This is a genomic window from Marinobacter salicampi (assembly GCF_011074795.1).
Lineage (GTDB): Bacteria > Pseudomonadota > Gammaproteobacteria > Pseudomonadales > Oleiphilaceae > Marinobacter > Marinobacter salicampi.
This window is the reverse complement of sequence record NZ_JAAMPF010000005.1, coordinates 1-25,616: the sequence shown is the minus strand read 5'-3', so window position 1 is coordinate 25,616 and position 25,616 is coordinate 1. Positions and strand designations below refer to the sequence as shown.

Genomic DNA, 25,616 nt, shown 5'->3' with positions numbered 1-25,616 from the left:
CAGCTACGAAAGACTTATGCCCGGGCCTGCGGTGTGGGTTGTTTTGAATGTAGCGGAAGCTTCAGCTTTCGTGGAGCCGCCAGGCTCCTGGGTTGGCCAAAGCAAGGGCCCACCTCGGCGTGCTCGAAAGCTGAAGCTTCCGCTACGACATCTTTCGTCTTAAGGTTCGGTGGTGGCAGGGCACCGGTCACCCCTACTCAGGCAATCCCGTCTCGTTTTTTACTGCGGTACACGCCCGGCGTCAGGCCGGTCACGGATTTGAACTTGCGGTGAAACGAGGCGGTTTCACTGTAGCCCAGCCGCTCTCCGATATCAGGAATCGCCAGTTCGCTATTCTCCAGAAGATCCTCGGCCATAGCCTGGCGCACAGCGTCCAACAGCGATTGGTAGGACACGCCTTCCTGGCTCAGTTTGCGCTGTAGCGTGCGGCTGGTCATGCCCAGGTGGCTGGCAATCATGTCCTGTCGGGTGATGCCTTGCATCAGTTGTTGCTGAATGCTGTGCTTGACGCGGGTCGTCAGGGCGGTGTCCGTGTCGAGAATCGCCAACTGTTGGTGGGCATGGGCTTCAAGTGTTTTGCGCAGCAGCGGGTCGGGCTGGCGCAGGGGGGCTTTCAGAAGGTCTTTGGCGAGCACCACCCTGTTATCTCGAGCGCCGAAGCTGACAGGGCAGCTCCAGCGCTCTGCGTAGGCGGCAATCCACTTTGTTTCCGGTTCACTCCTTTGCAGATGAACTTCTGTTGGCGAGGCACTGTCGTCATCGGCAAGCCAGCGCGCGAACCGAATCCACGAGGCAAACACATTGTCCACCAGGTGAGGGCGCACCACCGGATCGTTGAAGGCGCATTGCCACACCAAACTGACTGTATCCGAACCCTCCTCCAGGCGCGTAACGCCCATATCGCCCACCAGTTTTTCAAAGGGCGCGATGCGGGCTATGGCCTCACCCAGGGTGGCGCAGCTCATGGTGATGTAACCCAGTACGCTGTACGAACCCGGCTGGACAAAGTCGCCGGTCTCTAGGCCGAGAATGGGGTTCTGGCTGTGCTCGCTGAGCAGATGGAGAAAAGTCTGAAGCTGCTCGCCGTCTACACGACCGTCGTCTGAGGCAACCAGGTCCGGGGTGAGCCCGGCTTCCTGTAACAGAGCGGTGGTGTGGATACCCCTGGCGTGGGCAGCCCGGAGATATTGCCGGAGCGCCGCCACAGAGGCTGTGCCGAGTTCAGACATGCGTTGGCTAATCAGTTGCTTAAGGTAGCGGCAGTATAATGTATTTCAGTCGAGGTGTGGCGGGCCGGCAGGAGGCAGAGAGCGAAATTCGGCGTAATAAAAAAGCCAGCTTGTGGGCTGGCTTAAAGACAAGGAAAGAACGAAAGTGCCTGAAAATCGTTAATTCGATGGGACTCTTCCCCATACTGCGGCGAAGGGACATCTGACTCCTTCGTCATGGGGATACTGCTTGAATCCACAATTTAATAGTAGGCCGATCGAGCTTTGGAGTCTGTCGCTTAAGTGTATTCAGGTGTTACAGAATGTGTGGCTCGCGGCAGGCAGTGTAAAGAGGCAGGAAGTGTAAAAGCCTCAGGCACTGGCCGCCATGTCCGGTTCGGTTTCAGTGAAGCGCCTGGTTTCATAGGCGTCAACCAGCCCCTGCACAGCCGCCCGTTCGATTTCCTGCACCGATGGCGTGCCCTTCTGGGCGTCGGATTTGCACAGCACCATACCCGCTTCAACCGAGACGTAACCTGCCGTAGTCTTTAAGGCTTTGTGATTGATGCCGTCGAAGACACGTCGAAAGGCCGTAGTCGTGCAATGGTCGCTGTGACCGAAGTGGGCAATGATGGCGTACTGATTGTCGCCAACCCGGCACAGGGCGTCCATGGGTCGTATCAGGTGGCTTAACCGGCGGCCGATACCGAGCGCCAGTTCACTCATGGTGGCAGCACTGTGCTGGCGCTTGAGGGCCTGCCAGTTGCGGATGCCCACCAGTACATAAGCTGAGGCGCCACCACGGGCTTCGGCCTGGCGAAGGCTCTTGGACAGCCGCTCACGGGCATAGCGGTTGTTACAGAGCCCGGTTTCCAGGTCGATGATATTGCTGGATTCCAGTTCGCGGTTGTTTTCCATCAGAAGTGAGTTGGCGGTCAACAGGGTATTCTGGCGATCGGCCATCCGGTCCGCCGCATATACCCTCGACACCAGCTGCTTGCTCATGTCGGACTTGTAGATAAAGTCGTCTACCCCCCGGTCGAAGGCCTCCGCCAGGGCGGCAACGCTCTCACGGGCGGTGAGCAGAATCACGTAGGTGTAGTGGTTTTCCTGTTCATCCTGCTGGCGCACCTTGTCGGTCAGCTGCAAACCGTCCATTTCGGGCATCAGCCAGTCGGCAATCAGCACGCTGACTGCGCGTTCTTCAATTAATTTGAGGGCTGCCGGGGCGTTATTGGCAACCCGAACATCCCGATAGCCGGCATTGCGAAGGGCACGGCTTACAACCATGCTGCTGAATTTGGCGTCGTCTACCACGAGTATGGGAAGGTCAAGGTTTGGCATTGTTGTGTACTACTCACCAGTCCATTGTCAGATGCGATGCCGGCTCGGTCTTGTTATGCTTTGGCACCTTCGGTGGGCCGCTGAAAACTCAGAAGTCCCCATGCGAGCGCCATTATAGCCCCTATGAAGGGGCAAGCTGTGCATAAATGTAAAACATGTGGAACTGATCGCCTAGCCTGGACTGTTCTGGCGACGACCGTGACCGGTTCCACATTTGTGGAACACACCTGGAGCAAAACTGTGGAGCACGACCATGCCATCCTTTGACATTGTTTCTGAAATCGACATGCATGAAGTTACCAACGCCCTGGACCAGGCCAAGCGGGATCTCGGCAACCGGTGGGACTTCAAGAACGTTGACGCCTCTTTTGAGCTGGACGACAAGGGCATCACCCTTGCTGCCGAGCAGGAGTTCCAGCTTGAGCAGATGAGGGACATGCTGCGCATGGCCTTCGCCAAGCGCAATATTGACCCCCGGGCAATCTCCGAAGACAGTGACAGCCGCTCGGGCAAGCTGATGAAGCAGCACTTGGTCCTACGTCAGGGCATCGAGACCGACATGGCGAAGAAGATCGTCAAGATCATCAAGGATGCCAAGCTCAAGGTACAGGCCAGCATCCAGGGCGATAAGGTAAGGGTGACCGGTAAGAAGCGTGACGACCTTCAGGAGGCCATCGCCCTGCTAAGGGAAACCGAACTGGACCTGCCCCTACAATTCAATAATTTCCGTGATTAAGAGGCCATTCTGATCCTTAACCGCCCGCGTCGTGATTTTATTCGTGAAACCATCTACACCTTCACTCGCTGGCAGGTGGTGGCACTGCTGTTTCTGGGTTTCTCCGCTGGCCTGCCGTTTCTTCTGGTGTTCTCGACACTGAATGCAAGGCTCGCCGACATCGGTGTGGAAACCGCGACCATCGGGTTTTTCAGCTGGCTGGGCATCACCTATTCCATCAAGGTGGTCTGGGCGCCAGTAGTGGACCGCTTGCGACTGCCGGTTCTGGATCGCCTTCTTGGTAAACGCCGGAGCTGGATGTTTCTGGCCCAGATCGGTATAGCCACTGGCCTGGTACTGATGGCCCGGGTTGACGCTGTCGCGACTCCAACCCTGATGGCCCTGTGTGGGCTGCTGGTGGCGTTTTCCTCGGCCACCCAGGATGTGGCCATTGACGCCTACCGCATAGAGATCGCCGAGCCACGATTGCAGGCAGCGCTGGCGGCCACCTACATCTTCGGTTATCGGCTGGCACTGCTGGTGGCCGGGGCAGGGGCTCTGTATCTGGCGGAGTTCTGGTCCTGGCAGGTGTCCTACGAAGTGATGGCGGTGCTTGTGGGTGTTGGCATGCTGACTGTGTTGATCGTCAGGGAGCCCCGGGTCAACCACTTCAGTGCCGCCCAGGACCTGGCCGAATCGGTGGCCCGAGAAACTGCCAAGCGGGCTCACCTGTCACCGAGACTGGCGCGGTTTGCGGGATGGTTCTCGGCAGCGGTTGCCGGTCCTTTCGTGGATTTTTTCGGGCGCTACCGGGAACTGGCCATTCTTATTCTGGTGCTGGTGGCTGTCTATCGTATTTCGGATATCGCCATGGGTGTTATGGCAAACCCGTTCTACCTGACTTACATGGGCTTCTCCAAAACCGAAGTGGCGGATGTAACCAAGATCTTCGGCTTCTTCATGACCATTGCAGGGTCGTTGATGGGGGGCGTGCTGGTGGTGCGCTATGGGGTCCGGCCCATTCTGGTGGCAGGTGCGGTCCTGACCGCGGCCACCAATCTGCTGTTTGTCGTGATCGCCCAGCAGCCGCCGGACATCATCGGCCTGGCCATTGTGGTAAGTGCCGACAACCTCAGCGGCGGCATTGCCAATGTGGCACTGATTGCCTGGCTGTCCAGCATGACCAGCGCGGCCTTTACCGCGACCCAATATGCCCTGTTCAGCTCGCTGATGACGCTGCCAGGCAAATTCATTGGTGGATTTTCAGGAATGGTCGTGAGCAACTACGGCTACGTGGAGTTCTTTTTCGTGTCAGCGGTACTGGGTGTGCCCGCTATTCTTCTGGCGGCCTGGATGCTTCGTCACGGCAGTCGGCTTGATGCCCTGGCACCGGCCAATAATAGCGAGGGGGAGTCTGGAGCGGAGGTGAGTGAAAGGGTCAGTCAGGGCGACCAGCGATAGCGTCTGGGCACCCGACCATTAACCACCTCAATGCGTTCATCACGCAGTAACCCCGTTTGCAGTTCATACCGTGATGAGCCAGGGGGGAAGGCAAGTGAGCCGTCGCTTCTGATCACCCTGAACCAGGGCACCTCTGAGCCTTCCGCCAACTGGCCAAGGGCGCGACCGGTAAATCGGGCGAGCCCGGGCAGCCCCGCCAGGGCGGCAACCTGACCATAGCTGGCCACACGTCCGGGCGGGATGGCGCACACCACTTGCCAGATCATCTCCTGCCGCGAAGGCAAGCCCGAGGGCAGGGGCTCATCGCGGACGGTGTTTTTGCTAGAGGCGGAGGGCGCCATCAACTTCAATCATCCGGCCAGAGAGATAGTCATTCTCGAAGATAAACGCCGCAGCCGACGCAATTTCCTCGGGTTTGCCCATTCGCCCCAAGGGAATGCGCGAGGTCGTTTTCTCAAGGGCCTCGGGCTTCATGGACGCGACCATTTCTGTTTCAATGAAGCCAGGCGCGATGCCCATTACCCGGATGCCGTAGCGGGCCAGTTCTTTGGCCCAGACCGGCACCAGGGCAGAAACACCGGCCTTGGCGGAGGAGTAGTTGCTTTGGCCCATGTTGCCAGCCCGCGAGATCGAAGCAATGTTGATGATCACGCCCTGGTTGCCAAGCCTGATCATCTGGGTTGCCGCTTCCCGGCCGCAGAGGAACACCCCGGTCAGGTTAACGTCAATGACGGCCTGCCATTCAGCGAGGCTCATGCGCTTGACGATTTCGCCCTCCTTGACCTTGATCATCAGGCCATCCCGCAGAATACCGGCATTATTGATCACGCCGTTCAGTTGACCGAAATCGCTGGCGATGGCGGCAAACGTGGCTTCTACCTCTTCTTCCTTTGCCACGTTGCACACATAAGCCCGGGCTTGGCTGCCAGCGGCCTCGCAGGCGCCGACGGCTTCGTTCAGTTTCTCAGGCACCAGGTCAATGAGTGCCAGGCGAGCGCCTTTCGCTGCCAGGTATTCAGCCATGGCCCGCCCGAGGCCTTGCCCGCCACCGGTAATAGCAATTACAGAATCTTGAACTTTCATGTTGTGCCCTAAATAAGGAATGATTGGTTTTCAAAACACGTCGAGAGTGAGCGGGCGGCGAGTATACCAGACTTTAAAAGGCCGGCCGCCAGAGGCCAGGCTCACCCATAGCGCAATAAAAGGCTTAAAAATGAAGGTATTCCTTTTACTTTTCATAGTCATGCCGATCGTGGAGATGGCTGTGCTTATCCAGGTTGGAACCATGATCGGTGCTCTTAACACTATTGGCCTGGTTCTGCTGACGGCCATTATAGGGGCGGCTCTGCTGCGGCAGCAGGGCCTGGCCACCCTGTTGAAGGCCAACCAGCGCCTGAACAGTGGTGAGCTGCCGGCACGGGAAGTGGCCGAGGGTCTTATTCTTGCGGTGGGCGGCGCCCTCCTGTTGACGCCTGGCTTTGTCACTGACGGTATCGGTTTCCTCTGTCTTCTGCCCGGCACCCGGCAAATGCTGGCGAACCAGGTACTCAAGCGCATGGTGGTGTCCTCTGGTCAGAGTTTCCATTTCAGTAGCGGTCCCGGCCCCTTCGGCCAACGCCCCTGGGGTGATGACAAGGGTGATGACCAGGGGGAAGACAATATTATTGAGGGTGAGTACGAGGAGGAAACCGAAAAGCGTCGCCGGGAGCGGGATGACCGGCTCGAAAAAAAGTAAAAAATTTTTGTTGGGGGCGTTGAAATGCAAGTAGCCAGCCCCACATTAGGAACACAAGTTCGTCGGCGGCGATATTTAGCGGTAAAACAGTTATTTATCGCTTCCGGCTTCACACCGCAACTGTCGTTGTCAAACACAAACTGACTACGGACTAATGGAGAAATAGCGCAATGAAAATTCGTCCGCTTCACGACCGCGTAGTCGTGCGTCGTAAGGAAGAAGAAGAGAAAACTGCTGGTGGTATCGTTCTGCCGGGCAACGCCAAAGAAAAGCCATCCCAGGGCGAAGTCATTGCCGTGGGTAACGGGCGCATTCTGGACAATGGTGAAACCCGCTCACTGGCGGTCAATGTGGGCGATACCGTGGTGTTTGGGCAGTACGCCGGCAACACCGTGAAAATCGACGGCGAAGACCTGCTCATCATGAGCGAAAACGATATCTACGGCGTGCTGGAAAAGTAAACTCCAACAGGCTGATGCTTTCAGGCCGGCGTTTCCGGCGCTGATTGAACAGACACGATTACTGCGTACACGGAATAGGAATCTATAAAGATGGCAGCTAAAGACATTAAATTTGGTGACAGCGCTCGTAAGCGTATGGTCGCAGGCGTCAACATTCTTGCCGACGCCGTAAAGGTTACCCTCGGCCCTAAAGGCCGTAATGTTGTTATCGACAAGTCCTTCGGTGCTCCCACCGTTACCAAGGACGGCGTGTCGGTAGCAAAGGAAATCGAACTGCGCGACAAGTTCGAGAACATGGGCGCCCAGATGGTCAAGGAAGTTGCTTCCCAGACCAACGACACCGCCGGCGACGGCACCACCACCGCGACGGTTCTGGCCCAGGCCATCCTGAACGAAGGTATCAAGTCGGTCACTGCCGGCATGAACCCGATGGACCTGAAGCGCGGCATTGATAAGGCAACCCAGGTTGCCGTCAAGGCGATCCACGAAGCCGCCAAGCCCTGCGACGACAGCCGTAACATTGCCCAGGTCGGTACCATTTCCGCCAACGGCGACGAGACCATCGGCCGCCTCATTGCAGACGCCATGGAGCGCGTAGGCAAGGAAGGGGTTATCACCGTCGAGGAAGGCCGTGGCCTTGAAGACGAGCTGGATGTTGTTGAAGGCATGCAGTTCGACCGTGGCTACCTGTCGCCTTACTTCATCAACAACCAGGACAACATGTCCGCGGAACTGGATGACCCCTACATCCTGTTGGTAGACAAGAAGATCTCCAACATTCGTGAGCTACTGCCTGTGCTGGAGAGCGTTGCCAAAGCCGGCAAGCCGCTGATGATCATTGCTGAAGACATTGAAGGCGAGGCCCTGGCCACGCTGGTTGTCAACAACATGCGCGGTATCGTCAAGGTAGCTGCTGTGAAGGCGCCTGGTTTCGGCGACCGTCGCAAGGAAATGCTGCAGGACATCGCGATCCTGACCGGCGGCACGGTGATTTCCGAAGAAGTTGGCCTGACTCTGGAGAACACCACTCTGGACGACCTGGGTACAGCCAAGCGTGTCAACCTGACCAAGGAAAACACCACCATTATCGATGGTGCCGGCGCCCAGTCTGACATCGAATCACGGGTTGAGCAGATCCGTAAGCAGATCGAAGACAGCAGCTCGGACTATGACAAAGAGAAGCTCCAGGAGCGTGTTGCCAAGCTGGCTGGCGGTGTCGCCGTCATCAAGGTCGGCGCCGGTTCTGAAGTTGAAATGAAAGAGAAGAAGGCCCGTGTTGAAGACGCTCTGCACTCCACCCGCGCTGCGGTTGAAGAAGGCATCGTTGCCGGTGGTGGTGTTACCCTGGTTCGCGCTCTGAATTCATTGACCGAAGTGAAGGTCGATAATGAAGACCAGCGTGTTGGTGTCAACATTCTGCGCCGCGCCATGGAAGCTCCGCTTCGCCAGATCGTAACCAACGCCGGTGGTGAAGCCTCCGTCGTCATGGATAAGATCCGCCAGGGCGAAGGCACCTTTGGCTACAACGCAGCCACCGGTGAGTTCGGTGACATGCTGGAAATGGGTATTCTTGACCCCGCCAAGGTGACGCGTTCAGCTCTTCAGGCAGCAGCTTCCATTGCTGGTCTGATGATCACCACTGAAGCGATGATCACCGATGAGCCTGAAGATGACAAAGCCGGCGGCGGTATGCCGGACATGGGCGGCATGGGTGGAATGGGAGGCATGGGCGGCATGATGTAGTGCGACGAGAGTCGCGTAGGTAGCTAGCCGAGCGGGCTACGTCCAAGGTGAGCGTTTAGGCGCTCACCTTCCATCCCGCCGAAATAGCATTGCAAAATACCCGTTATCCGGGATCTTCTGAGACCCGGGTAACGGCCTCCCTTTATGGGAGTCGTCATTCAGGTATTGGTCGATCCAATATCTCCTTTCAAAAGAAGGCGGATATTTCGGTCTGCTTCTGTCTATCCGACAGATCCGCAGTCTCGGGGTAATCGCGGTTTTCAATAGCTATGCTGGTTCCTGCCGGCGTAAGCCATTTCTGTCATTGTCTCACCCTCTCCAATTCTGGAGGCGGCATCGAGACCTGTTGTTCAGCCAACAGTAGCCTAGGGATAGTGCATCACTGGTAACGGTGTTGTGCGAAGCTTCCTAACAATGTAGCCCCCAACTTTGGGTGAGTTCCCGATTGCGAAATCGAACTCAGAGCCTGCAAGCAACATGCGGGTGAGGCGCTAGGCTGGTCGGTATGGTCAACGTAAGTGAACTGCTGATAAACACCGTCAACCGCAAAGAGCCAAAGTTGCTGTCAGGCTCTGACCAAAAGGTGCGTGGCTGGATACCTCTTTTACATCTGGGGGTACGCTGACACACAGCCACCGGTGGATAGGCAGGACCTAACCCGTCCGTGTGATAGATCTGGAACTCGGTAAGCCTGTATTCCCGCCGAAAGGCAGGCCTACCGCAAGGGACGCTGTTGGGGATGCGAGGTAGAGGAGGTCAGAAAAAGCGAATGTCCGGCTGTAATCGCTGGAATAGGGGTTCGAAATTTGCCCTGACCGGAAACGGTGCTGACTTCTGATTGGTCTTTGATCGCGTTAAGGCTTGTAAAGCCAACAAGAGAGGTCTGAGCCCCAGGGACTCAGACCACACAATGAATCCCTCGTGGGGTGTTTACTAACCCCGCGAGGGGCTAGTGCGCACTGCCGTCCGAGGGTTAACTCTGGAGGACAGCAAGATGTGTACTTCAACAGAAGTATCTGCGTGCTCCCACCCTGCCAATGGATGGCATGCGATCGATTGGGAAACCAGTCATCGAAGGGTGCGTGGGCTACAGGTACGAATCGCGAAGGCGGCTAAGAATCAGCAATGGCGTAGGGTGTCGTCCCTGCAACGAATGTTGGTTCGCTCCTTCTCGGCAAAAGCAATCGCCGTGAAGCGAGTTACAGAAAACCGGGGCAGGAAAACCCCGGGAGTCGATGGCCAACTTTGGAGCACTCCTCGCTGTAAGTGGGAAGCGATCAGTCAGTTGGAGCGTCGTGGCTACAAGCCACGGCCGCTCAAACGAGTCTATATTCCGAAGTCGAATGGCAAACGCCGACCGCTAGGAATACCAACGATGCTGGACCGTGCTATGCAGGCGCTGTACCTGTTGGCATTGGAGCCCGTGTCGGAGACTACGGCTGACCGCAACTCCTATGGTTTCCGTCCTCACCGCTCAACTGCAGATGCAATTGAGCAGTTGTTCGTGAATTTGGGACGCCGAAATTCGGCGACTTGGGTTCTGGAGGGCGATATCAAAGGGTGCTTCGATAACATCAGTCACGAATGGCTCATTGCCAACGTCCCGATTGACAAGGCGGTAGTCAGGAAGTGGCTGAAGGCAGGATACATGGAGTCCGGCCTACTGAATCCGACTGAGGCGGGGACCCCGCAAGGGGGTATTATCTCGCCGGTGTTGGCCAATCTGGCTCTTGATGGACTGGAAGAGGTGTTGGAAACCCATTTTGGGAAGAAAAACACCAAAGCCAGTTACAAGACCAAGGTTAACTATGTGCGCTATGCGGATGACTTCGTCATCACTGGTATCTCGAAAGAGCTGCTGGACGAGGAAGTTCTGCCTCTTGTTAAAGCCTTTATGGCTGAGAGAGGGCTAGAGCTTTCGGCGGAGAAAACACTCGTTACGCATATTGAGGACGGATTCGACTTTTTGGGACAGAACATCAGGAAGTACGGGGATAAGCTGCTAATAAAGCCGTCCCACGACAACCTGAGAAGCTTCCTTAAGAAGGTAAGGGACGTGGTGAAAGGTAACAAAACGGTTCCGGCGTGGGTGCTGGTGGATATGCTCAACCCGATCATTAGGGGCTGGGCCAACTACCACAGACACGTTGTGGCCAAAGAAACCTTCAACTATGTGGACTATCGTATCTGGAAGTTGCTATGGCAGTGGTGCAAGCGGCGGCATTTGAATCGCCGTAAGCGCTGGGTGCGGGAGAAATATTTCAAGCGCGCAGGAACGCGTAGCTGGGTATTTTCTGACGTCTACCCCGGTGGCAAGACAGCCGCATTGCTGTATGCAAACGACACGAAGATTCAGCGGCACACGAAGATCAAGGCTGAAGCCAATCCGTATGACCCGATGGACGAACAGTATTTCGAGAAACGCATGGACTACGCGTGGAAAATCTCGGAGTACGGTCAACGGAGAGTGCACAAGCTTTGGATTCGCCAGTTCAAACGCTGCCCGATGTGCAATCAGCACATCACGTTCGAGACAGGATGGGATACCCATCATGTACACGAGCGACATAAAGGCGGTAATAACAAGCTGGAAAATTTGGTGCTGTTGCATCCGAACTGTCATCGACAATTACATCAACAAGGTCGCCGGCTCGCTCCTTGGAGTGAGCTTATAAAGGCTTGAGCCGTATGCGGGGAAACTCGCACGTACGGTTCTTAGGGGAGGGGTGGCCAGCAATGGCTGCTCCTTACCCGACATTGCCCCCGGCCTTTCAGACCCAACGCTCTGAAAACCTGAAAACCCCGTGGCCCTCAAAGCCGCGGGGTTTTTACGTTTTTGTCGTAGACTTAAGATTGGGGTTTGCTAGACTCAGGCTCCGTCATCTTTTGTTGTGATCACCGGCGCCCTCCGTATGACAGACTCCGAACAATCGTCTTTTCTTCGCCCCGGCAAAGTGGTCTGGCTGGTGCTGGGGGGTTTACTGATTTACGCAGTTACATTAATAGTCACTGTTCCCGCAGGATGGGTGTGGGCCAAGGTTGCGCCACAGGTTCCGCTTCCGCCTCAGGTCCAGGTCTTCGGGGTTTCCGGAAGCCTCTGGGACGGTGCCGCCGGGGTTGCCTTTGACAACCGCAGATTCCGGCTCGGTTGGGACTTCAGGGCGCCTTCAATCGTCGGCCCGACCTTACCTGTGGACTTTTCCCTGTCATCTGCCCAGTCAGACCTCGAGGGTAACCTGACCATGGAGTGGCCCGACAGAATTGATGTGGCGGCCAGTGGCAGGGTTCGTGTCAAAGAATTTGAGGATCTGATTCGCCAGAGTGGTGGGGCGGTCCTGAAGGGCGATGTCAGCGTCGATCAGTTGAATCTGGCCTGGAATGACGGACGCGTCGAGCATGTGCGTGGTTTCGCCCGCTGGCCCGGCGGAGACGTGACCTGGCCCATGGGCGGAAGCTATCAGACCGCTGATCTCCCGCCAATGGAGGCAAATATCACGGGCGCTGATGGCCTGATGTCGCTGGTGGTGGCCCAGGCGGGGCAGGGGGAGCCGGCGGTCGAAGCTGATATACAGCCTGATGGAGTGCTGCAGATACGCGTCTACAAGCGTCTTGTGGACCTGGCGGGTCAGAACTGGTCGGGCGCCGCCCAGCCTGGTGACATCATATTCAGGGTCAGCCAACCGTTATTGCCCGGGAGCGCTCGCTGATGGCGCCGGTTCGTGCGCCAAGGTTCCAGCAGCCGGCGCGATGGCTGGCCAACCTTCTGCTTATTGCGCTGGTCGCCTATTTTGCTTTCGTCATGGCGAAGCTGACCTGGCTGATTGCCTGGGATGAGCAGCCGGTTGCTCAGGTGCAGGTTGACCAGGAGAGTAGCCTGCCGGGCGCGTCTGGCACCACACTGGCAGCCTATGACCTGTTTGGAGAGGCGCCGGACAATGCGCCGGTAGCCGATATCGTTCGCAGGGCGGCTCCTGAAACCCGCCTCAGGCTCAGGCTTGAAGGTGTTTTTGTGTCAGAGCAGGCAGGGCTGTCCAGTGCTATAGTTGCAGGAACCGATGGGGTCACGGCACACTACCGGGTTGGTGAAACAATGCCTGGGAATATAGAGCTCGTAGAAGTGGAACCGAATCGTGTTCTGATCAAGCGCAGTGGCCAGTTTGAGACTCTGACCTTCGACGAAAGCGAAGGGTCGGGCGCCATGGTTGCGGAAGATGAGCCCGCCGATAACATCACGTCCCCTGAAGAGTTTGTTGCCGAAGCCAAGCAGCGTCTGGATACGGAAGGGGTTCAGGCGCTGGTCCAGTTCGGGTTGCGGCCCGCTGACGAGGGGGAGACCCAGGGTTATGTTTACGACGGCTCAAACCCTATGCTTGGCGCGCTCAATCTCCAAAGTGGTGACGTTATAACGGCTATTAATGGTAATACCCTGGGCAATCTGGAGCAGGATATGGAGCTTCTTAATTCCTGGCGTTCAGAACCCCAGCTTGAAATAGAAATTGAACGCGGTGGCGCCCGTTTCACGGTAAATTTTGCGCTACCCCAGTAGTATTACTGGTAATACCGATCATCAATTCGAGCTTACCGGTTCTTCGATACAGGACACGACCGTTGCATGATTAAACTGAACTTTCCTTCGCTGCAGGTTTTGCTGCTCGCTTTGTTGATGCCGTTGGTAGCTGTTGCGCAGGAGCCTGAGGGAAGCTGGCGGCTTAACCTGAAGGATGCAGATATTCGCGCCTTCGTGACCCAGGTCGCTGATATCACCGGCTACAGCTTCGTGGTCGACCCCCGAGTCAAAGGAAAAGTGACGGTCCTGTCCAGTGCGCCGATGAACAAGGACGAAATCTACGATCTGTTCCTTGCGGTACTGCAGGTCCACGGCTTCACCGCCATTCCGGGGGAGGAGGTTATCAAGATCGTCCAGCAGGTGGACGCCAAACAGTCTGCCGAATCCTTGGGACGCTTCACCACCATTCCCTCGGAACAACTGATAACCCGGGTCATCCAGGTTGATAACGCCAACGCCCTTGAACTGGTGCCGATTCTCCGCCCCCTGGTGGCCAAGTACGGCCATCTCGCTGGCGTCGCAGCGGCCAACGCGCTTATCGTCAGCGATCACCAGGCCAACATCCAGCGCATAGAAAATATTGTCCGTGAGCTCGACAGCCCCTCAAAGTATGAGGTGGAAGTGATTCAGCTGGAGGAAGCCTGGGTCGGGGATCTGGTCAAACTGTTGCAGGAGCTGGCCCCAGACGAGCTGGGTTCCGGTGCCGATGGCGCCGCCCGGAAATACAGTGTGACTGCGGATGAAAGAAGCAATCGACTGATTCTTCGCGGTGACGAAGTCTTCCGGGAGAAAATGCGGGGGCTGATTGCCAAGTTGGACCAACCATCCGCTACGGGTGGCAGTACCTCTGTAATCCGTCTCAGGCACGCCGACTCCAAGACCCTGGCGGAAATTCTCAAGGGAGTGATGGGGGAGATTTCGCAGCAGGGCGAAGGTGGCGGTAATGCCCAGCGTCAGACAGCATTTTCCGTTTTTGCTGACGAAGGGTTGAATGCCCTGGTGGTGCGTGCTGAGCCGTCCATGATGCAGGAAGTGGAGTCCATCATTTCACAGTTGGACGTCCGTCGTGCCCAGGTGCTGATTGAAGCCGCTATCGTTGAGATCAGTGATGAGCTGGGTGAGGACCTGGGTGTTCAGGTCGCGCTTGGCGATGAATCCGGCGAGTCGACGCCGGTCGCAGGCTCCAACTTCAGCAATGTGGGCAACAGCCTGGGCGATGTTATCGGCGCCATCATTTCCGAAGATCTGATTGCACCTGCTTCCGGGGGCGTCACTATTGGCGCTGGCCAGCGAAACGAGAACGGCATCAGCTGGGGTATCCTGCTGCAGGCCCTCTCTACCTCTACCGCAGCCAACCTGCTGTCAACGCCCAGCATCATTACGCTGGACAACCAGGAATCGGAAATCATTGTCGGCCAGAACGTACCGTTCCGCACCGGTCAGACCACAAACACCAGCGCAGGTCTGCAAAACCCTTTCACCACCATAGAACGCCGGGATATAGGCCTCACCCTCAAGGTCACCCCCAGCATCAGCGCCGACGGCCTGGTGCGGCTTGTGGTGGAGCAGACCACCGAAAACGTGGCAGACAGCATCGCCAATGCCTCGGATATCATTACCAACAAGCGTGAAATCAAAACCACCGTGCTGGCGGATGACGGCGAAACCATCGTGCTTGGTGGCCTGATTACTGAAGACTACCGGATCAACCGGAGCCAGGTGCCATTACTCGGAAGTATTCCTTATCTGGGCAGGTTGTTCTCTTCGGAGTCCGAGACACGGGTCAAGCGCAACCTGCTGGTCTTCCTCCGGCCGACCATCATGCTCGACAAAGGCGACACGGTTGCCGCCACCAACGAGAAATACAACGGCCTATGGGAGGTCAACCTGGGTGTAAGGGAGAAGCTGGGCCTGACCGGGGATCGCAACCAGCCGCCCATCGAAACCCTTTTTAATACGGGCAAGCCTGCGATAAAACCCGAGTCTGAACAGGTCCGGTAGAACACAAGCGCTGTGCTCGCAGCGCTATCTGCTGGCAACCGGTAGAGGCGGCATGGGGCAGTCCAGCTGGTCGACTACCAGACGCAGAATATCGTATTCCCGCCCGCTGACTTGCTGGTCTTTCAGTATGCAGTAGCCGCAGGCATCAATAATCGCTGGTTTGAGAACTGGCGAAAGTCTGTTCAGCCGCCGCAAGGCGCGGCTCAAGTCCCGAAGAGTTACTTTGTCCGGCATCACGGGGGCCTCCTCCCGCCTGGACGCAAAACCCGCCATCGCTTCCCGGTAAAGGCCCGTGGCCTCACCATGGCTGGAGGTGGCCGCTCTGGCCAGCAGACTGAACAGACCGCTAAGGCTGCCCATCACGTCGCGGTATGAGCGATAGTGGACCGGCACCGACCGGCCGGAACCAGGGCTCAGGTGCCGTTTCAGAAAGCTTGTGAGGGCTAACTCGTACAAAGTGACTCTGCCATCAGCCACAATCAGCGACTCTAATGCCTTGAGCAAGGTTTTGACTTCCTCCGGGTCGAGCTTGCGGAGGGAGGGCAGGGCAAGCTCCAGGGCAACAAAGCCAAGGGCGTCTTCTGAAGACTCCAGGGTCGGCAGCAGCTTGTCCATCAGGTCTGCCTGGGGTGCCAGTAGCGATGAGTGGGGCAGGCGTGCAAGAGCCTCGTCGCGGGCCTGGGGGCTGAGTGTCTGCAGGATAAGGGCATAGCATAGCTGGACCGCCCCGGCCCGGGTATAAAGCAGGCTGTGGAAGGTGGCGGGTAGCTGTTTCAGTAACCGCTGCGCATAAGCTTCGCTGGAGCCGGTAACGGTGCCCACGTGCCGTGAAAGTGTTTTGCGGTCTGTCGTCGAAAGCGGGCTGGTTGAGACCTTGGCTACAGCTTCTGAAATCGCTCCGGCGCCGGTTGTGAAACGGCTTCCCATCGCCCCTGCGCTGCCGCCTACCCCCTGATCGCTGGATGGCTCGCCAAAGCCCGCGTTCGGCCTGGGGTGGGTGTCCCGCAAGCGGCTTCGCAGCCTCGCCATCATGCCCGGCTGAATGGCTTCGATGCGTTTCTCAATGGGTGGATGCGAGGCGAGCAGGCTACTGAAATTCATGCGGGCGCTTTCGCCAATGCACATGTGGTTCATGTCGCTGCCATGGCTGGTCGACTCGAAATAGCCGCCTTTGAGGCCGATCTTGTACAGTGCCCCCGCTATGCCCTCGGGATTGCGCGTGAACTGGACGGCAGAGGCGTCCGCCAGGCTTTCCCGTTGCCGTGAGACAGCGGCCTGGATCAGGCGGCCGAAAAACACACCCACATATCCGATGACGGTCAATGCCAGCCCTGCGATGACCACCAGACCCTGTTCGCGCCCCCGTCGGGATGAGCCGCGCACGTGGAGCCCCCGCAGCAGAAACGTGCCGATCTGGCCGATCATCAGTATGCCGGCCAGAAGAGCGATGAGCCGGACGTTGAGTCGCATATCGCCGTTGAGTATGTGACTGAACTCGTGGCCTATCACCCCCTGCAGTTCATCCCGGGTGAGGAGGGCCAGGGCTCCGTGGGTCACTACCAGGACCGCTTCAGTAGGACTGTAGCCCGCAACAAAGGCGTTTATGCCGGCCTCCTGGTCCATGACGTACAGCTGGGGCATGGGGACGCCGCTGGCGATGGCCATCTCCTCCACCACATTACGCAGGCGCTGCTCGTCTTTATCCTGGGACGAGGGGTCGAGCAGGCGGGCATTCACCATGCGGGCCACTCGTTCGCCGCCACCGGCAAGGTCGAGCCAGCGCACCAGCGACCCGCTTGCGATTAGGCCTATGACGACCGCAGCCGTTACAAGCCCGTGTTGGCTGAGCAACCAGTCAGGAAAGGACCAGGCTGTGGTCTCACTGCGGGTAAACAGGTAGCCCACAGCGCACACCGACAGGGTTATCAGGAGCACGGCGGTGGTAAAGAGCAGAACCAGCCAGCCGGTGTTGCGGCGAGCGCGGGCCTGTCGGTCAAAGAACCCCGGAGCGGACATGGCCGGGGCGCCTAGAAGGCCACCTTGGGTGCCTGGCGTGCTTCGGCAGACTCAAGCTCAAGCTGTGACGAGGGTTTGAAGGCGGTAAAGCCGGCAACAAGGTTGTGGGGAAACTGTTCCCGATAGGTATTGTAGGTCATGACCGTGTCGTTGTAGGACTGGCGTGCGAAGGCGACCCGGTTTTCAGTGCTGGAAAGCTCTTCCATTAACTGCTGGACCGTCTCGCTGGCCTTGAGCTCCGGGTAGTTTTCGGACACCGCATAGAAATTGGCGAGGGCTTTGGTGAGCAGGTTCTCGGCACTGCCGAGCTTCTGGATCCTGCCGCCGTCGGCCGGATCGCGGGCGGCGTCCTTCTGGGCGCTTACGGCGTTATTGCGAGCCTCCATCACCTGGGTCAGCGTTGTACGCTCGTGCTCCATATACGCCTTGGCGGACTCTACCAGGTTGGGAATAAGGTCGTGGCGCCGCTGCAGCTGGACATCGATTTGGGCAAAGCCGTTCCTGAACTGGTTTCGCAGCGCGACCAGCCGGTTATAAACGTAGACCAGGTAAATTACTGCAGCGCCAATGACGGCCAGGCCAATCAGGGTAGTTTCCATGCAGACTCCTTGCCGTATACGGGTAGGCTATTGGTTGGGTAATGCCGGCTCCGTCAGCAACCCGGGCTCAGACATTGTCTTCGGCGAGCCTGGTATGGAAGCTCACCACAAATTTCTCAAAATCTTCAGGCAGCAGAGGGCGACTGAAGAAGTAACCCTGGGCCAGCTGGCAGCCTCTCTGCTTCAGGTAGTACTCCTGCTCCTCGGTTTCCACGCCCTCGGCAATAACGGAAAGATTAAGACTTTTGCCGAGATCAATAATCGTGTTTGCGATACGGGTGTCATCTTCGTTCACCAGCAGGTCCTGGATGAACTGCTTGTCGATTTTCAGGTGCTGGACCGGCATACGTTTCAGGTAAGTGAGCGATGAGTAGCCGGTACCGAAATCGTCCACGGCTATATTGATGCCTTCCTTGCGAAGCTGCTTCAGTTTATCGACGGCATCCTCCAGGTTTTCCATGAAGCTGGTTTCGGTGACTTCCAGTTCCAGGCGACCAGGCGGTATCGAGTGCCGGCGAAGCGTTTTGAGTACGGTCTCGACTATGTCGTTCTGCTTGAGCTGGACCGCGGAAAGGTTAACCGCAATGCGGATTGGCGTGCCCTTGCGCGCCCATAGTGCCGCCTGCCAGCATGCCTGATCCAGCACCCACTCGCCGATTTCCACAATGGTGCCATTAAGTTCGGCGAGAGGTATGAACTCGTCCGGCGAAACCATGCCCCGCTCGGGATGCGTCCAGCGGATCAGGGCTTCGGCCCCGATTATGCGACGACTCTCCAGGTTCACCTGGGGTTGGTACACCAGATGAAACTGACCTCCGGTGAGGGCAATGGAGAGGTCCTTTTCCAGTTTCTTGCGTTCGCGGATTTCACGGTCGAGGCTTGCAACGAAGTACTGGAAGTGATTTCGTCCGGAGTTTTTGGCCAGGGTCATGGTCTGTTCGGCACGCTGCAATAGCTGGTCCGCATGAATGGAGTCCGCCGGGAAGAGGGCGATGCCCACGGTGGCGGAAACGCTTACTTCATGGCCTTCGATATCAACCGGGCGGCTGATGCTCTCTAATAGCCACTCCGCCGTTGCTACTGCCTGGTAGTCATCCTTCAGGTGCTGCTCCAGTACGACAAACTGGTCTGAACCAAGGCGTCCGCACAATAGGTTGATATCGCCATGTTCGTTGGCCAGGCGTTCCGCCACAACCTGCAGGACGAGGTCACCGGCATGAAAGCCGTACTGTTCGTTGACGCTCTTGAAATCGTCGATGCCACAGCAGAATACCGACAGCATCTGGTTGGCCCTGCGGCTCTCCTCGATGGCACCGGCGAGCATACCCAGAAAGGTTTCCCGGCTCGGCAGTCCGGTCAGATTGTCGTGGCGGGAAAGGCGCACAACCCGGTCTTCTGCTTCCCGGTGCTTTTTCTGGTTCTCGGCAATGGCCACCAGAAGGTTATTGGTCGCATTGACGCAAAGACCCAGCTCATCCTGGCGATGGCTGTCGGGAACTTCCAGCAAGCGGTCGTCAGGACGGTCCGGGTTAACCTGGGTAAGCGAGTCAATAATGCGAAGAAGGGGTCGTGTAAGCAGGAAGTGGTACACCAGATAAAGCACCAGCCCGAGTATGACCGCGCGGGCAATGCCAGAGGCAAAGGTCAGGGTGGAACGCTCCAGCCAGCTTTCGGCTGTCGGCGCTGTGTCGTAGTGGATGCTCAGGACACCGTAGACCAGGTCGGAATTTTTCCGGCGGGTAAGGCCTATTTCATAGCTGCGCTCGGCCTTGAAGATGGAGTCGGTAACCGGGCGGAAGGCAGCGGGTTTCAGTGGTCGATGGTTTTCAGCAAGAACTTCGCCGTCGGGGTGGGCGATCCGGGCGAGACTCACCGCCTGTTGCTGAAACAGGCCGTCCACCACCTGTTGGCCCAGTTCTCTGTCAATGCTGAAGACGGCCTGGGTGGCAGCGTCCCGCACGAGGGCAAGGGTCTGGCTGCCCTGCCGGTCGAGAGAATCGGATACACGTTGGGCGTCCAGGATGATTTGCATGGTACTCAGTAGGATGCCCGATACCAGGGCTACGGAGAGCACCCAGCGCAGGATGCGGTAGCCCAGGCGATGTTCCAGCTCGAAGGGTGTCTTCATTAGGCCCCGATTCTTATGGTTGGCATGACACTGATAGCCCGGAACAGAAAGCGATGGCCTTTCCCGTTCAGCAGTATGGTTGGCTTGGCCTACGGTTATTGATTCAGACACCATCTTTTCAGAAATCGGGCCAACGCACCGTTTCTTTATGTAGCCACGGAGTGGCCGACGTGTTTCATCACGTATCCGGGGAAGCTGATGCGGGGGTACAAAATAAAAGCGCCCGCAGAGCGGGCGCTTTCTAGCTGGCCTAGGGTCGTGAAACCCCGTGTGATCAGGCCAGATTCTGGTTTACAAAGTCCCAGTTAACCACTTTCCAGAAGGCTTCCAGATAGTTGGGGCGGGAGTTGCGATAGTCGATGTAGTAAGCATGCTCCCATACATCGGCGGTCAGGACCGGCTTGTCCTGACTTGTGAGAGGCGTTTCAGCGTTGCTGGTGTTAACGATTGCCACGCTGCCGTCCTGCTTCTTGACCAGCCAGGTCCAGCCCGAGCCGAAGTTGCCGGCGGCCTTGTCGTTGAACTCTTTCTTGAAGTCTTCAAAGGAGCCAAAAGCCTTGTTGATGGCTTCTGCTGCGGCGCCGGTAGGCTCGCCACCGCCGTTGGGGCTCATGCAATTCCAGTAGAAGGTATGATTCCAGACCTGGGCCGAATTGTTAAACAGTGGGCCGCTGGAGCTCTTGATGATCTCTTCCAGGGACTTGTTGGCATCGTCAGTGCCCTCGATCAGCCCGTTCAGCTTGGTCACATAGGTGTTGTGGTGCTTGCCGTAGTGATACTCAAGGGTTTCTGCCGAAATGTGCGGCTCAAGAGCGTTCTTTTCATACGGTAGTGCGGGAAGTTCAAATGCCATGAGGTCGTTCTCCCTGTTCTCTCATTAGACCACGTTCAAGCCAGAGGCCGTCCGTGATTCGTGGATTGACTCTTATCTGTTAAACAATAGCCCAAACAGCGCGCCGTTACATCCCGTTACGAAGGGGTGCGCCATTGGAAGATTATATTGCAGCTATTGGTTCTGTAATTCGGGCGATGAAATTCTTGTTCATGCGCGCCCCTTTAAGATCAGGGCGTGCCTGCGATTTTTCAACCCCGATTCAATGAACAGCTGAAGGTCGGGGCGCCCGGCAGAAAGCTCGCGCAGTTCCGGACCCGCCAAACCAGTTCCTGATAGTCGTCCGCCAGCACATTGATGTGGCCCAGCTTGCGTCCGGGTCGTTCAGCTTTGTCGTACAGGTGGACATGGGCATAGGGAAGCTCAAGAATGCGCCGCAGATCCCCGTGTTCACCGATGATGTTCACCATGCAGCTCACGCCTCGCGGACTCACGTCGCCCAGAGGCTGGCCGCTGATCGCACGGATGTGGTTTTCGAACTGGCTGGTGGCAGCCCCTTCAATTGTCCAGTGACCGGAATTGTGGACTCTTGGAGCCATTTCGTTGGCCACCAGGCCTGAGGCCGTTTCGAACAGCTCCAGTGCCAGTACGCCGACATAGCCAAGTTCATTCATGATGGTTCGGATATAACGCTCGGCATCTTCTCTTACGTCCTGTGCCAGACCAGGAGCGGGGGCGACGGAGTATCTCAGGATGCCCGCCTCATGGACGTTCTCTGCCATGGGGTAAATGGCGACGTCGCCATCTTCGCCGCGGACCGCAATAACCGAAACCTCCCGGCTGAACTCGACAAATTTCTCGACCATCAGCCTCGGGTGGCCAATCGCGGCCCAGGCTCGCACGGCTTCTTCCGGTGACTTTAGTACCGCCTGCCCCTTGCCGTCATAACCCTCGGTATTGGATTTTGCAACCACCGGGCAGCCGAGCTCCCTGGCAACGGCTTCAAGGTCTGCAGCGCTTTCGGCAATACGCCATTGCGGAGTAGGGATGCCCAGTTCGCCAAACAGGGTTTTTTCCGCTTCCCGGTTCTGACAGATTTCCAGAGACCGTGGCGTTGGATGAACGGGCTTTACAGCGGCCATCCTGTTGGCCACGTCCACCGGCAGGTGTTCGAACTCATAGGTGATGCGGTCGACCCGCGACAGGAAATCGTCAAGGTATTCGCCGTCCCGGTCGATGATGACTTCCCCGAGCCCGACGCTGGGGTTCCCCGACAAATCGTAGAATACAAAGGTATTAGCCAGGGGGTAGCCCGCCAGCGCCAGCATACGGCCTAACTGTCCGGCACCCAGAACACCAATTCTCATGGCGCGCTCCTAATGAAGTATGTTGGTGAAGAGCTTGTCCGGCTGAACGTTCAGGCCTCTTTTCAGGCCTCTCTTCAGGCTTCTCTCGGGTCCGGATTGTCCAGCACGTTCTGGGTCTGGGAAGCCCGAAAATCATCAACCGCCTGGCGCACGGTCAGATCGGACGTGCCGATGATCTGGGCCGCCAGCAAACCTGCATTGGTGGCGCCGGCCCGACCAATGGCCAGGGTCCCGACAGCTATGCCACCGGGCATCTGGGCGATCGATAGAAGGGAGTCCAGGCCGTTGAGGGCCTTGGACTGCACCGGCACGCCCAACACCGGCAACGAGGTCTGGGACGCTACCATACCGGGCAGATGCGCCGCCCCGCCTGCGCCGGCAATGATCACCTTCAGGCCCCGGTCGGCTGCTGTCTTGGCGTAGTCGAACAGAAGGTCCGGTGTCCGGTGAGCCGAGACCACGCGGGTTTCGTAGCTCACCCCGAGCCTGTCAAGCATCTCGGCGGCGTGTTCCATGGTCGGCCAGTCCGATTTGGAACCCATGATAAGGCCAACAAGCGGCTGCATAAGCAACGTCCTGAGCGTCTGGAGGAAAGCCGGCCATTGTATGGATTGGCTGAGAACCATGCAAATGGCATTAGCCTGGCGCTGACAGACGCCGAAAGTCATCGTCTGGTCTGTGCGTCTTCAGCGGGAACGACAGCTAAAGCCTACGCCGATTTGGTGGCCTAGGGCAGAGCCGGTATTATCTGTTTCTCAAAGATTCCCTTGATTTAACCCAGAGGCACCTATGGAACCAATCCGTCCCGACGATGACGAGCTCAGAGCAGAACCACGCAAGCCAGCCCGGGCGGCAGCGGGTGCCAAAACACCTGAGCGTCCGGTTCAGCAGCCTGGTCCCGGCGCGACTGGCGGTGGCGGCGGTAAACGTGCCGGTTCTGCCGGGGCTTCGGGTGGCGGGGCAGGGGGAACGCCCCCACCAAAGGCACGCAGGGGCTCCAGGCTGGTCTGGGCGGTTGTAGTGGTGCTGGCTGTGGTGGCCTCGGTGGCGTGGTTTCAGCAACAGCAGCGCCTGCAAGCCATGGCAGAGCAGTTGGAGGAAGCCGATTACTGGGTTCGGCAGAGCAAACTGGCGCTGGCGCGGTTTGAAGGCGACCTGAGCGAAACGGGAGAGAACCTGGAGAATCGTGGCTCTACCCTAGAGCAGCGACTGGAGAAACAAGACCAGCAACTGAAGGAAGCCAATAGCGAGATTCGCAAGCTCTGGGTGATCGCCTACGAGAAAAACCGGCCTCAGTTGGAGGAAGTGGGCAGCCAACTGGAAGAACAGGGTAGCGAGCTTGAAAATCAGGGCAGCGCTCTGGAAGCGATTCGTAAACAGACCTCAGATCAGACGGAGCAACTGGCAGCCGTCACCGAGGCATTGGACCAGGAAAAGCAGCAGCGGGCTGAGCTGGCGGAAACCGTATCCGACCAGCAGGACCGGTTTGCAGCCTTGGCAGGGCGGGATAAAGAGCTTGCCGAATCCCTGGCGGGCCTTGCTGGCGAGGTGGAAGCGGTTGAGGGCGAGGTAGAGCAGGCCCTGACCCGATTCAAGCGGGAGCAGTCATTGGCGGCAAGCGGACTCGAAAGTCGCGTGCTGAGGCTTGAGCAGACCATATCGGATGTCCAGGATAGCCAGTCCCAGTTACGCCAACTGCAGGCCCGGCTGGACAATGTCGAAGGCGCCATAGAAGCCATTGATTCTGCCCGGGCCCAACTAACCTCCCGGCTGATCAGGCTGTCCGGACAGGTAGAACAGCTGCAGCAGTAGCTGTTGACTGTAACGGTTTGTATCCATCCCTTGCGGTAGCTCTCATTTCCCGGGGCTGTCACTTGGTATTATCCGGCTGTTCGTCCTCGATGAAGAGACCGTTTAATAATGATTACAAAGCTCCCGAGGCTTGCCCGGCTTCCCGCACTTGCCCTCACGTTCCTTGCCCTGAGCGCTTTTACCGGCTGTACTGTTTACCAGTCCATCGGCAAGAGCACTGGGGCCTTCCTGCATCCGGTCTCGGGGCCGGATTTCGTCCACATCGATAATGACCAGTGGGACAGTGGCACTAACGCTTTGATCTACTTCTACCGGCCCCACTCTCAGTGGGCGGCGGAGGAAATCGAGTCACCCAGTGTCTATATTGATGACCATCACTACTTCAATATTCGCAACAACAGCTTTACCTGGTTCGAGGTAAGCCCTGGCGAGCGGCACATTGCCATGCGGCGTCCTTTGCTCGGACTTGAAGGGCTGAACAGTTTCAGTCTGAGTCAGATCGCAGATGCCACGCTGGAGGTTGAAGCCGGTGAGATCTATTACCTGCGGTACAGTGAAGTATCGGCCCCCGACTCGCCTCACCCCGCCCTGGAGGCGGACCATCCGTTGGCCACCGATGATTTGCGCCTGGTCACCCGCGACACTGCCATGAAGGAAGATGAGATTGTCAGTACGCTGTTCCTCAATAGCGACCTGCTGGCGCCGAACCATGCTGCGGTGTCTATTGTGGAGGTTAACGAAGATGACGACTACGAGCGCGACATAGAGCGTCTTGAGACCGAGCGAGAGGAAGAGATTGCCAGACTCCGGGAAGAGGGCAAGTATGAACCCGCGTCCTGGTACTGGCCATTTGGCGGAGGCCCTACCGTGAGCCTGGAAACCGATCGCGAAATCCGGGAGCGAGAGCGGGCTTACCGTCAGCTCGAAAGGGAGCGGGAAGCACGGGCTGCGGCTGAAGGTGGCGGTTGGTGGCCGTTCTGATTGTGTGAGTTGCATTGGCCGAAAATTCCCAACTGTGAGCGGAATCACAATTGTCGGCCTGGCCTGGGATGACTAGACTGCAGGAAATGGATGACGAGGTTGGGGCCATGGGACTGAAAGATGTGATTAACAGGAATCTTGATCGGCTGACCACAGAGATTATTCCGACGTTGAGACAGGTGGCGGATGAGCAGCTGACCCAGGTGCGTGCCAAACTGGACCACTTCAACCGCGCGCTGGCAGACAAAGCTTTACCGAAGGAGCGCAAGAAGCGGGTAGGGCATATTTCCCTTGAGACCAAGGCAAAAGAGGCCAGTCAGGGTAAGGCGGCAGCGTCAAAGGCAAAAACCGTTCCGAAAGACTCCCGTAAGTCCTCCCAGAGGCCGAAAGCTGACTGAAAAATGAGCGTTCTGCAGGGCCTGGAATACTGGGGCTCAAAAAACACGGAAAATATTTGACAGCGGAGGCCAAATGCTTAAAATGCGCCTCTCACTTGGTCAAGACGGCAAAGCCGGAACCGACGAAGTAGCCAGAAAGACATGTACAGGTCACGATGGTTTTTTGTGATTGGTCATGAAGCGTGGGGTGGTTAGCTCAGCTGGGAGAGCATCGCCCTTACAAGGCGAGGGTCACTGGTTCGATCCCA

At 57.5% G+C, this 25,616-nt stretch carries 22 protein-coding genes; 12 read left to right on the top strand and 10 right to left on the bottom strand.

The window, feature by feature from the left end:
* Positions 1–197: 197 nt before the first annotated feature.
* Positions 198–1,229, bottom strand: coding sequence for an AraC family transcriptional regulator (locus G7W63_RS02020; protein ID WP_166252396.1), 1,032 nt, complete (start codon positions 1,227–1,229; stop codon positions 198–200).
* Positions 1,230–1,580: 351 nt separating this feature from the next.
* A complete protein-coding gene (locus tag G7W63_RS02015; RefSeq protein ID WP_166252393.1) occupies positions 1,581–2,552 on the bottom strand; it encodes a GGDEF domain-containing response regulator in 972 nt (323 codons plus the stop codon).
* Between the two features lie 253 nt (positions 2,553–2,805).
* Here G7W63_RS02015 and G7W63_RS02010 point away from each other — a divergent pair, with 253 nt between their 5' ends.
* Both G7W63_RS02010 and G7W63_RS02005 read left to right on the top strand, forming a co-directional pair.
* Positions 2,806–3,288 carry a YajQ family cyclic di-GMP-binding protein gene (locus G7W63_RS02010; RefSeq protein ID WP_166252391.1) on the top strand — a complete coding sequence of 161 codons (483 nt, stop codon included), beginning with the start codon at positions 2,806–2,808 and terminating at the stop codon, positions 3,286–3,288.
* Positions 3,289–3,363: 75 nt separating this feature from the next.
* Positions 3,364–4,728 carry an AmpG family muropeptide MFS transporter gene (locus G7W63_RS02005; RefSeq protein ID WP_207308860.1) on the top strand — a complete coding sequence of 455 codons (1,365 nt, stop codon included), beginning with the start codon at positions 3,364–3,366 and terminating at the stop codon, positions 4,726–4,728.
* Here the strand turns inward: G7W63_RS02005 and G7W63_RS02000 are convergent.
* Both G7W63_RS02000 and G7W63_RS01995 read right to left on the bottom strand, forming a co-directional pair.
* Complete coding sequence (locus G7W63_RS02000) at positions 4,710–5,069, bottom strand: MGMT family protein (protein ID WP_166252388.1); 360 nt, start codon at positions 5,067–5,069, stop codon at positions 4,710–4,712. The genes G7W63_RS02005 and G7W63_RS02000 overlap by 19 nt on opposite strands.
* Positions 5,050–5,811 carry an SDR family oxidoreductase gene (locus tag G7W63_RS01995; RefSeq protein WP_166252385.1) on the bottom strand — a complete coding sequence of 254 codons (762 nt, stop codon included), beginning with the start codon at positions 5,809–5,811 and terminating at the stop codon, positions 5,050–5,052. The genes G7W63_RS02000 and G7W63_RS01995 overlap by 20 nt, the downstream gene beginning before the upstream one ends.
* Positions 5,812–5,941: 130 nt before the next feature.
* On the opposite strand from G7W63_RS01995, the gene G7W63_RS01990 reads away from it, so the two are divergent.
* From G7W63_RS01990 to gspD, 7 genes are all read left to right on the top strand, one after another.
* Complete coding sequence (locus tag G7W63_RS01990) at positions 5,942–6,463, top strand: FxsA family protein (protein WP_166252382.1); 522 nt, start codon at positions 5,942–5,944, stop codon at positions 6,461–6,463.
* Positions 6,464–6,633: 170 nt separating this feature from the next.
* Positions 6,634–6,924, top strand: coding sequence for a co-chaperone GroES (gene groES, locus G7W63_RS01985; protein ID WP_166252379.1), 291 nt, complete (start codon positions 6,634–6,636; stop codon positions 6,922–6,924).
* A 90-nt stretch (positions 6,925–7,014) separates the two neighbouring features.
* Positions 7,015–8,667: a chaperonin GroEL gene (gene groL, locus G7W63_RS01980; protein ID WP_166252376.1), complete on the top strand. Its 1,653-nt coding sequence runs from the start codon at positions 7,015–7,017 to the stop codon at positions 8,665–8,667.
* 994 nt (positions 8,668–9,661) lie between these two features.
* Positions 9,662–11,350, top strand: a complete 1,689-nt coding sequence (gene ltrA, locus G7W63_RS01975) for a group II intron reverse transcriptase/maturase (protein ID WP_166252373.1) — start codon at positions 9,662–9,664, stop codon at positions 11,348–11,350.
* Between the two features lie 229 nt (positions 11,351–11,579).
* A complete protein-coding gene (gene gspN, locus G7W63_RS01970; RefSeq protein ID WP_166252370.1) occupies positions 11,580–12,374 on the top strand; it encodes a type II secretion system protein N in 795 nt (264 codons plus the stop codon).
* A complete protein-coding gene (locus tag G7W63_RS01965; protein WP_166252367.1) occupies positions 12,374–13,213 on the top strand; it encodes a type II secretion system protein N in 840 nt (279 codons plus the stop codon). Before gspN ends, G7W63_RS01965 begins: the two co-directional genes overlap by 1 nt.
* A 66-nt stretch (positions 13,214–13,279) precedes the next feature.
* A complete protein-coding gene (gene gspD, locus G7W63_RS01960) occupies positions 13,280–15,235 on the top strand; it encodes a type II secretion system secretin GspD (RefSeq protein WP_207308859.1) in 1,956 nt (651 codons plus the stop codon).
* 24 nt (positions 15,236–15,259) lie between these two features.
* Here the strand turns inward: gspD and G7W63_RS01955 are convergent, their stop codons facing one another.
* The 6 genes from G7W63_RS01955 to purE form a co-directional block, all read right to left on the bottom strand.
* Positions 15,260–17,251, bottom strand: a complete 1,992-nt coding sequence (locus tag G7W63_RS01955; RefSeq protein WP_166252364.1) for a M48 family metallopeptidase — start codon at positions 17,249–17,251, stop codon at positions 15,260–15,262.
* 11 nt (positions 17,252–17,262) lie between these two features.
* Positions 17,263–17,850, bottom strand: coding sequence for a LemA family protein (locus G7W63_RS01950; protein WP_166252361.1), 588 nt, complete (start codon positions 17,848–17,850; stop codon positions 17,263–17,265).
* Positions 17,851–17,917: 67 nt separating this feature from the next.
* Positions 17,918–19,978, bottom strand: a complete 2,061-nt coding sequence (locus G7W63_RS01945) for a putative bifunctional diguanylate cyclase/phosphodiesterase (RefSeq protein WP_166252358.1) — start codon at positions 19,976–19,978, stop codon at positions 17,918–17,920.
* 274 nt (positions 19,979–20,252) lie between these two features.
* Positions 20,253–20,831: a superoxide dismutase [Fe] gene (gene sodB / locus G7W63_RS01940; RefSeq protein WP_166252355.1), complete on the bottom strand. Its 579-nt coding sequence runs from the start codon at positions 20,829–20,831 to the stop codon at positions 20,253–20,255.
* 230 nt (positions 20,832–21,061) lie between these two features.
* Positions 21,062–22,177: a 5-(carboxyamino)imidazole ribonucleotide synthase gene (locus G7W63_RS01935; protein ID WP_166252352.1), complete on the bottom strand. Its 1,116-nt coding sequence runs from the start codon at positions 22,175–22,177 to the stop codon at positions 21,062–21,064.
* A gap of 74 nt (positions 22,178–22,251) precedes the next feature.
* Complete coding sequence (gene purE / locus G7W63_RS01930) at positions 22,252–22,743, bottom strand: 5-(carboxyamino)imidazole ribonucleotide mutase (protein WP_166252349.1); 492 nt, start codon at positions 22,741–22,743, stop codon at positions 22,252–22,254.
* Between the two features lie 223 nt (positions 22,744–22,966).
* On the opposite strand from purE, the gene G7W63_RS01925 reads away from it, so the two are divergent.
* The 3 genes from G7W63_RS01925 to G7W63_RS01915 all read left to right on the top strand — a co-directional run bounded on the left by G7W63_RS01925 (position 22,967) and on the right by G7W63_RS01915 (position 25,368).
* Positions 22,967–23,989 carry a coiled-coil domain-containing protein gene (locus tag G7W63_RS01925; protein ID WP_166252346.1) on the top strand — a complete coding sequence of 341 codons (1,023 nt, stop codon included), beginning with the start codon at positions 22,967–22,969 and terminating at the stop codon, positions 23,987–23,989.
* A 108-nt stretch (positions 23,990–24,097) separates the two neighbouring features.
* Positions 24,098–24,970: a DUF2846 domain-containing protein gene (locus G7W63_RS01920; RefSeq protein ID WP_166252343.1), complete on the top strand. Its 873-nt coding sequence runs from the start codon at positions 24,098–24,100 to the stop codon at positions 24,968–24,970.
* A gap of 68 nt (positions 24,971–25,038) precedes the next feature.
* On the top strand, positions 25,039–25,368 hold the full coding sequence (locus G7W63_RS01915; RefSeq protein ID WP_166252340.1) for a hypothetical protein: 330 nt from the start codon (positions 25,039–25,041) through the stop codon (positions 25,366–25,368).
* Positions 25,369–25,616 lie beyond the last annotated feature (248 nt).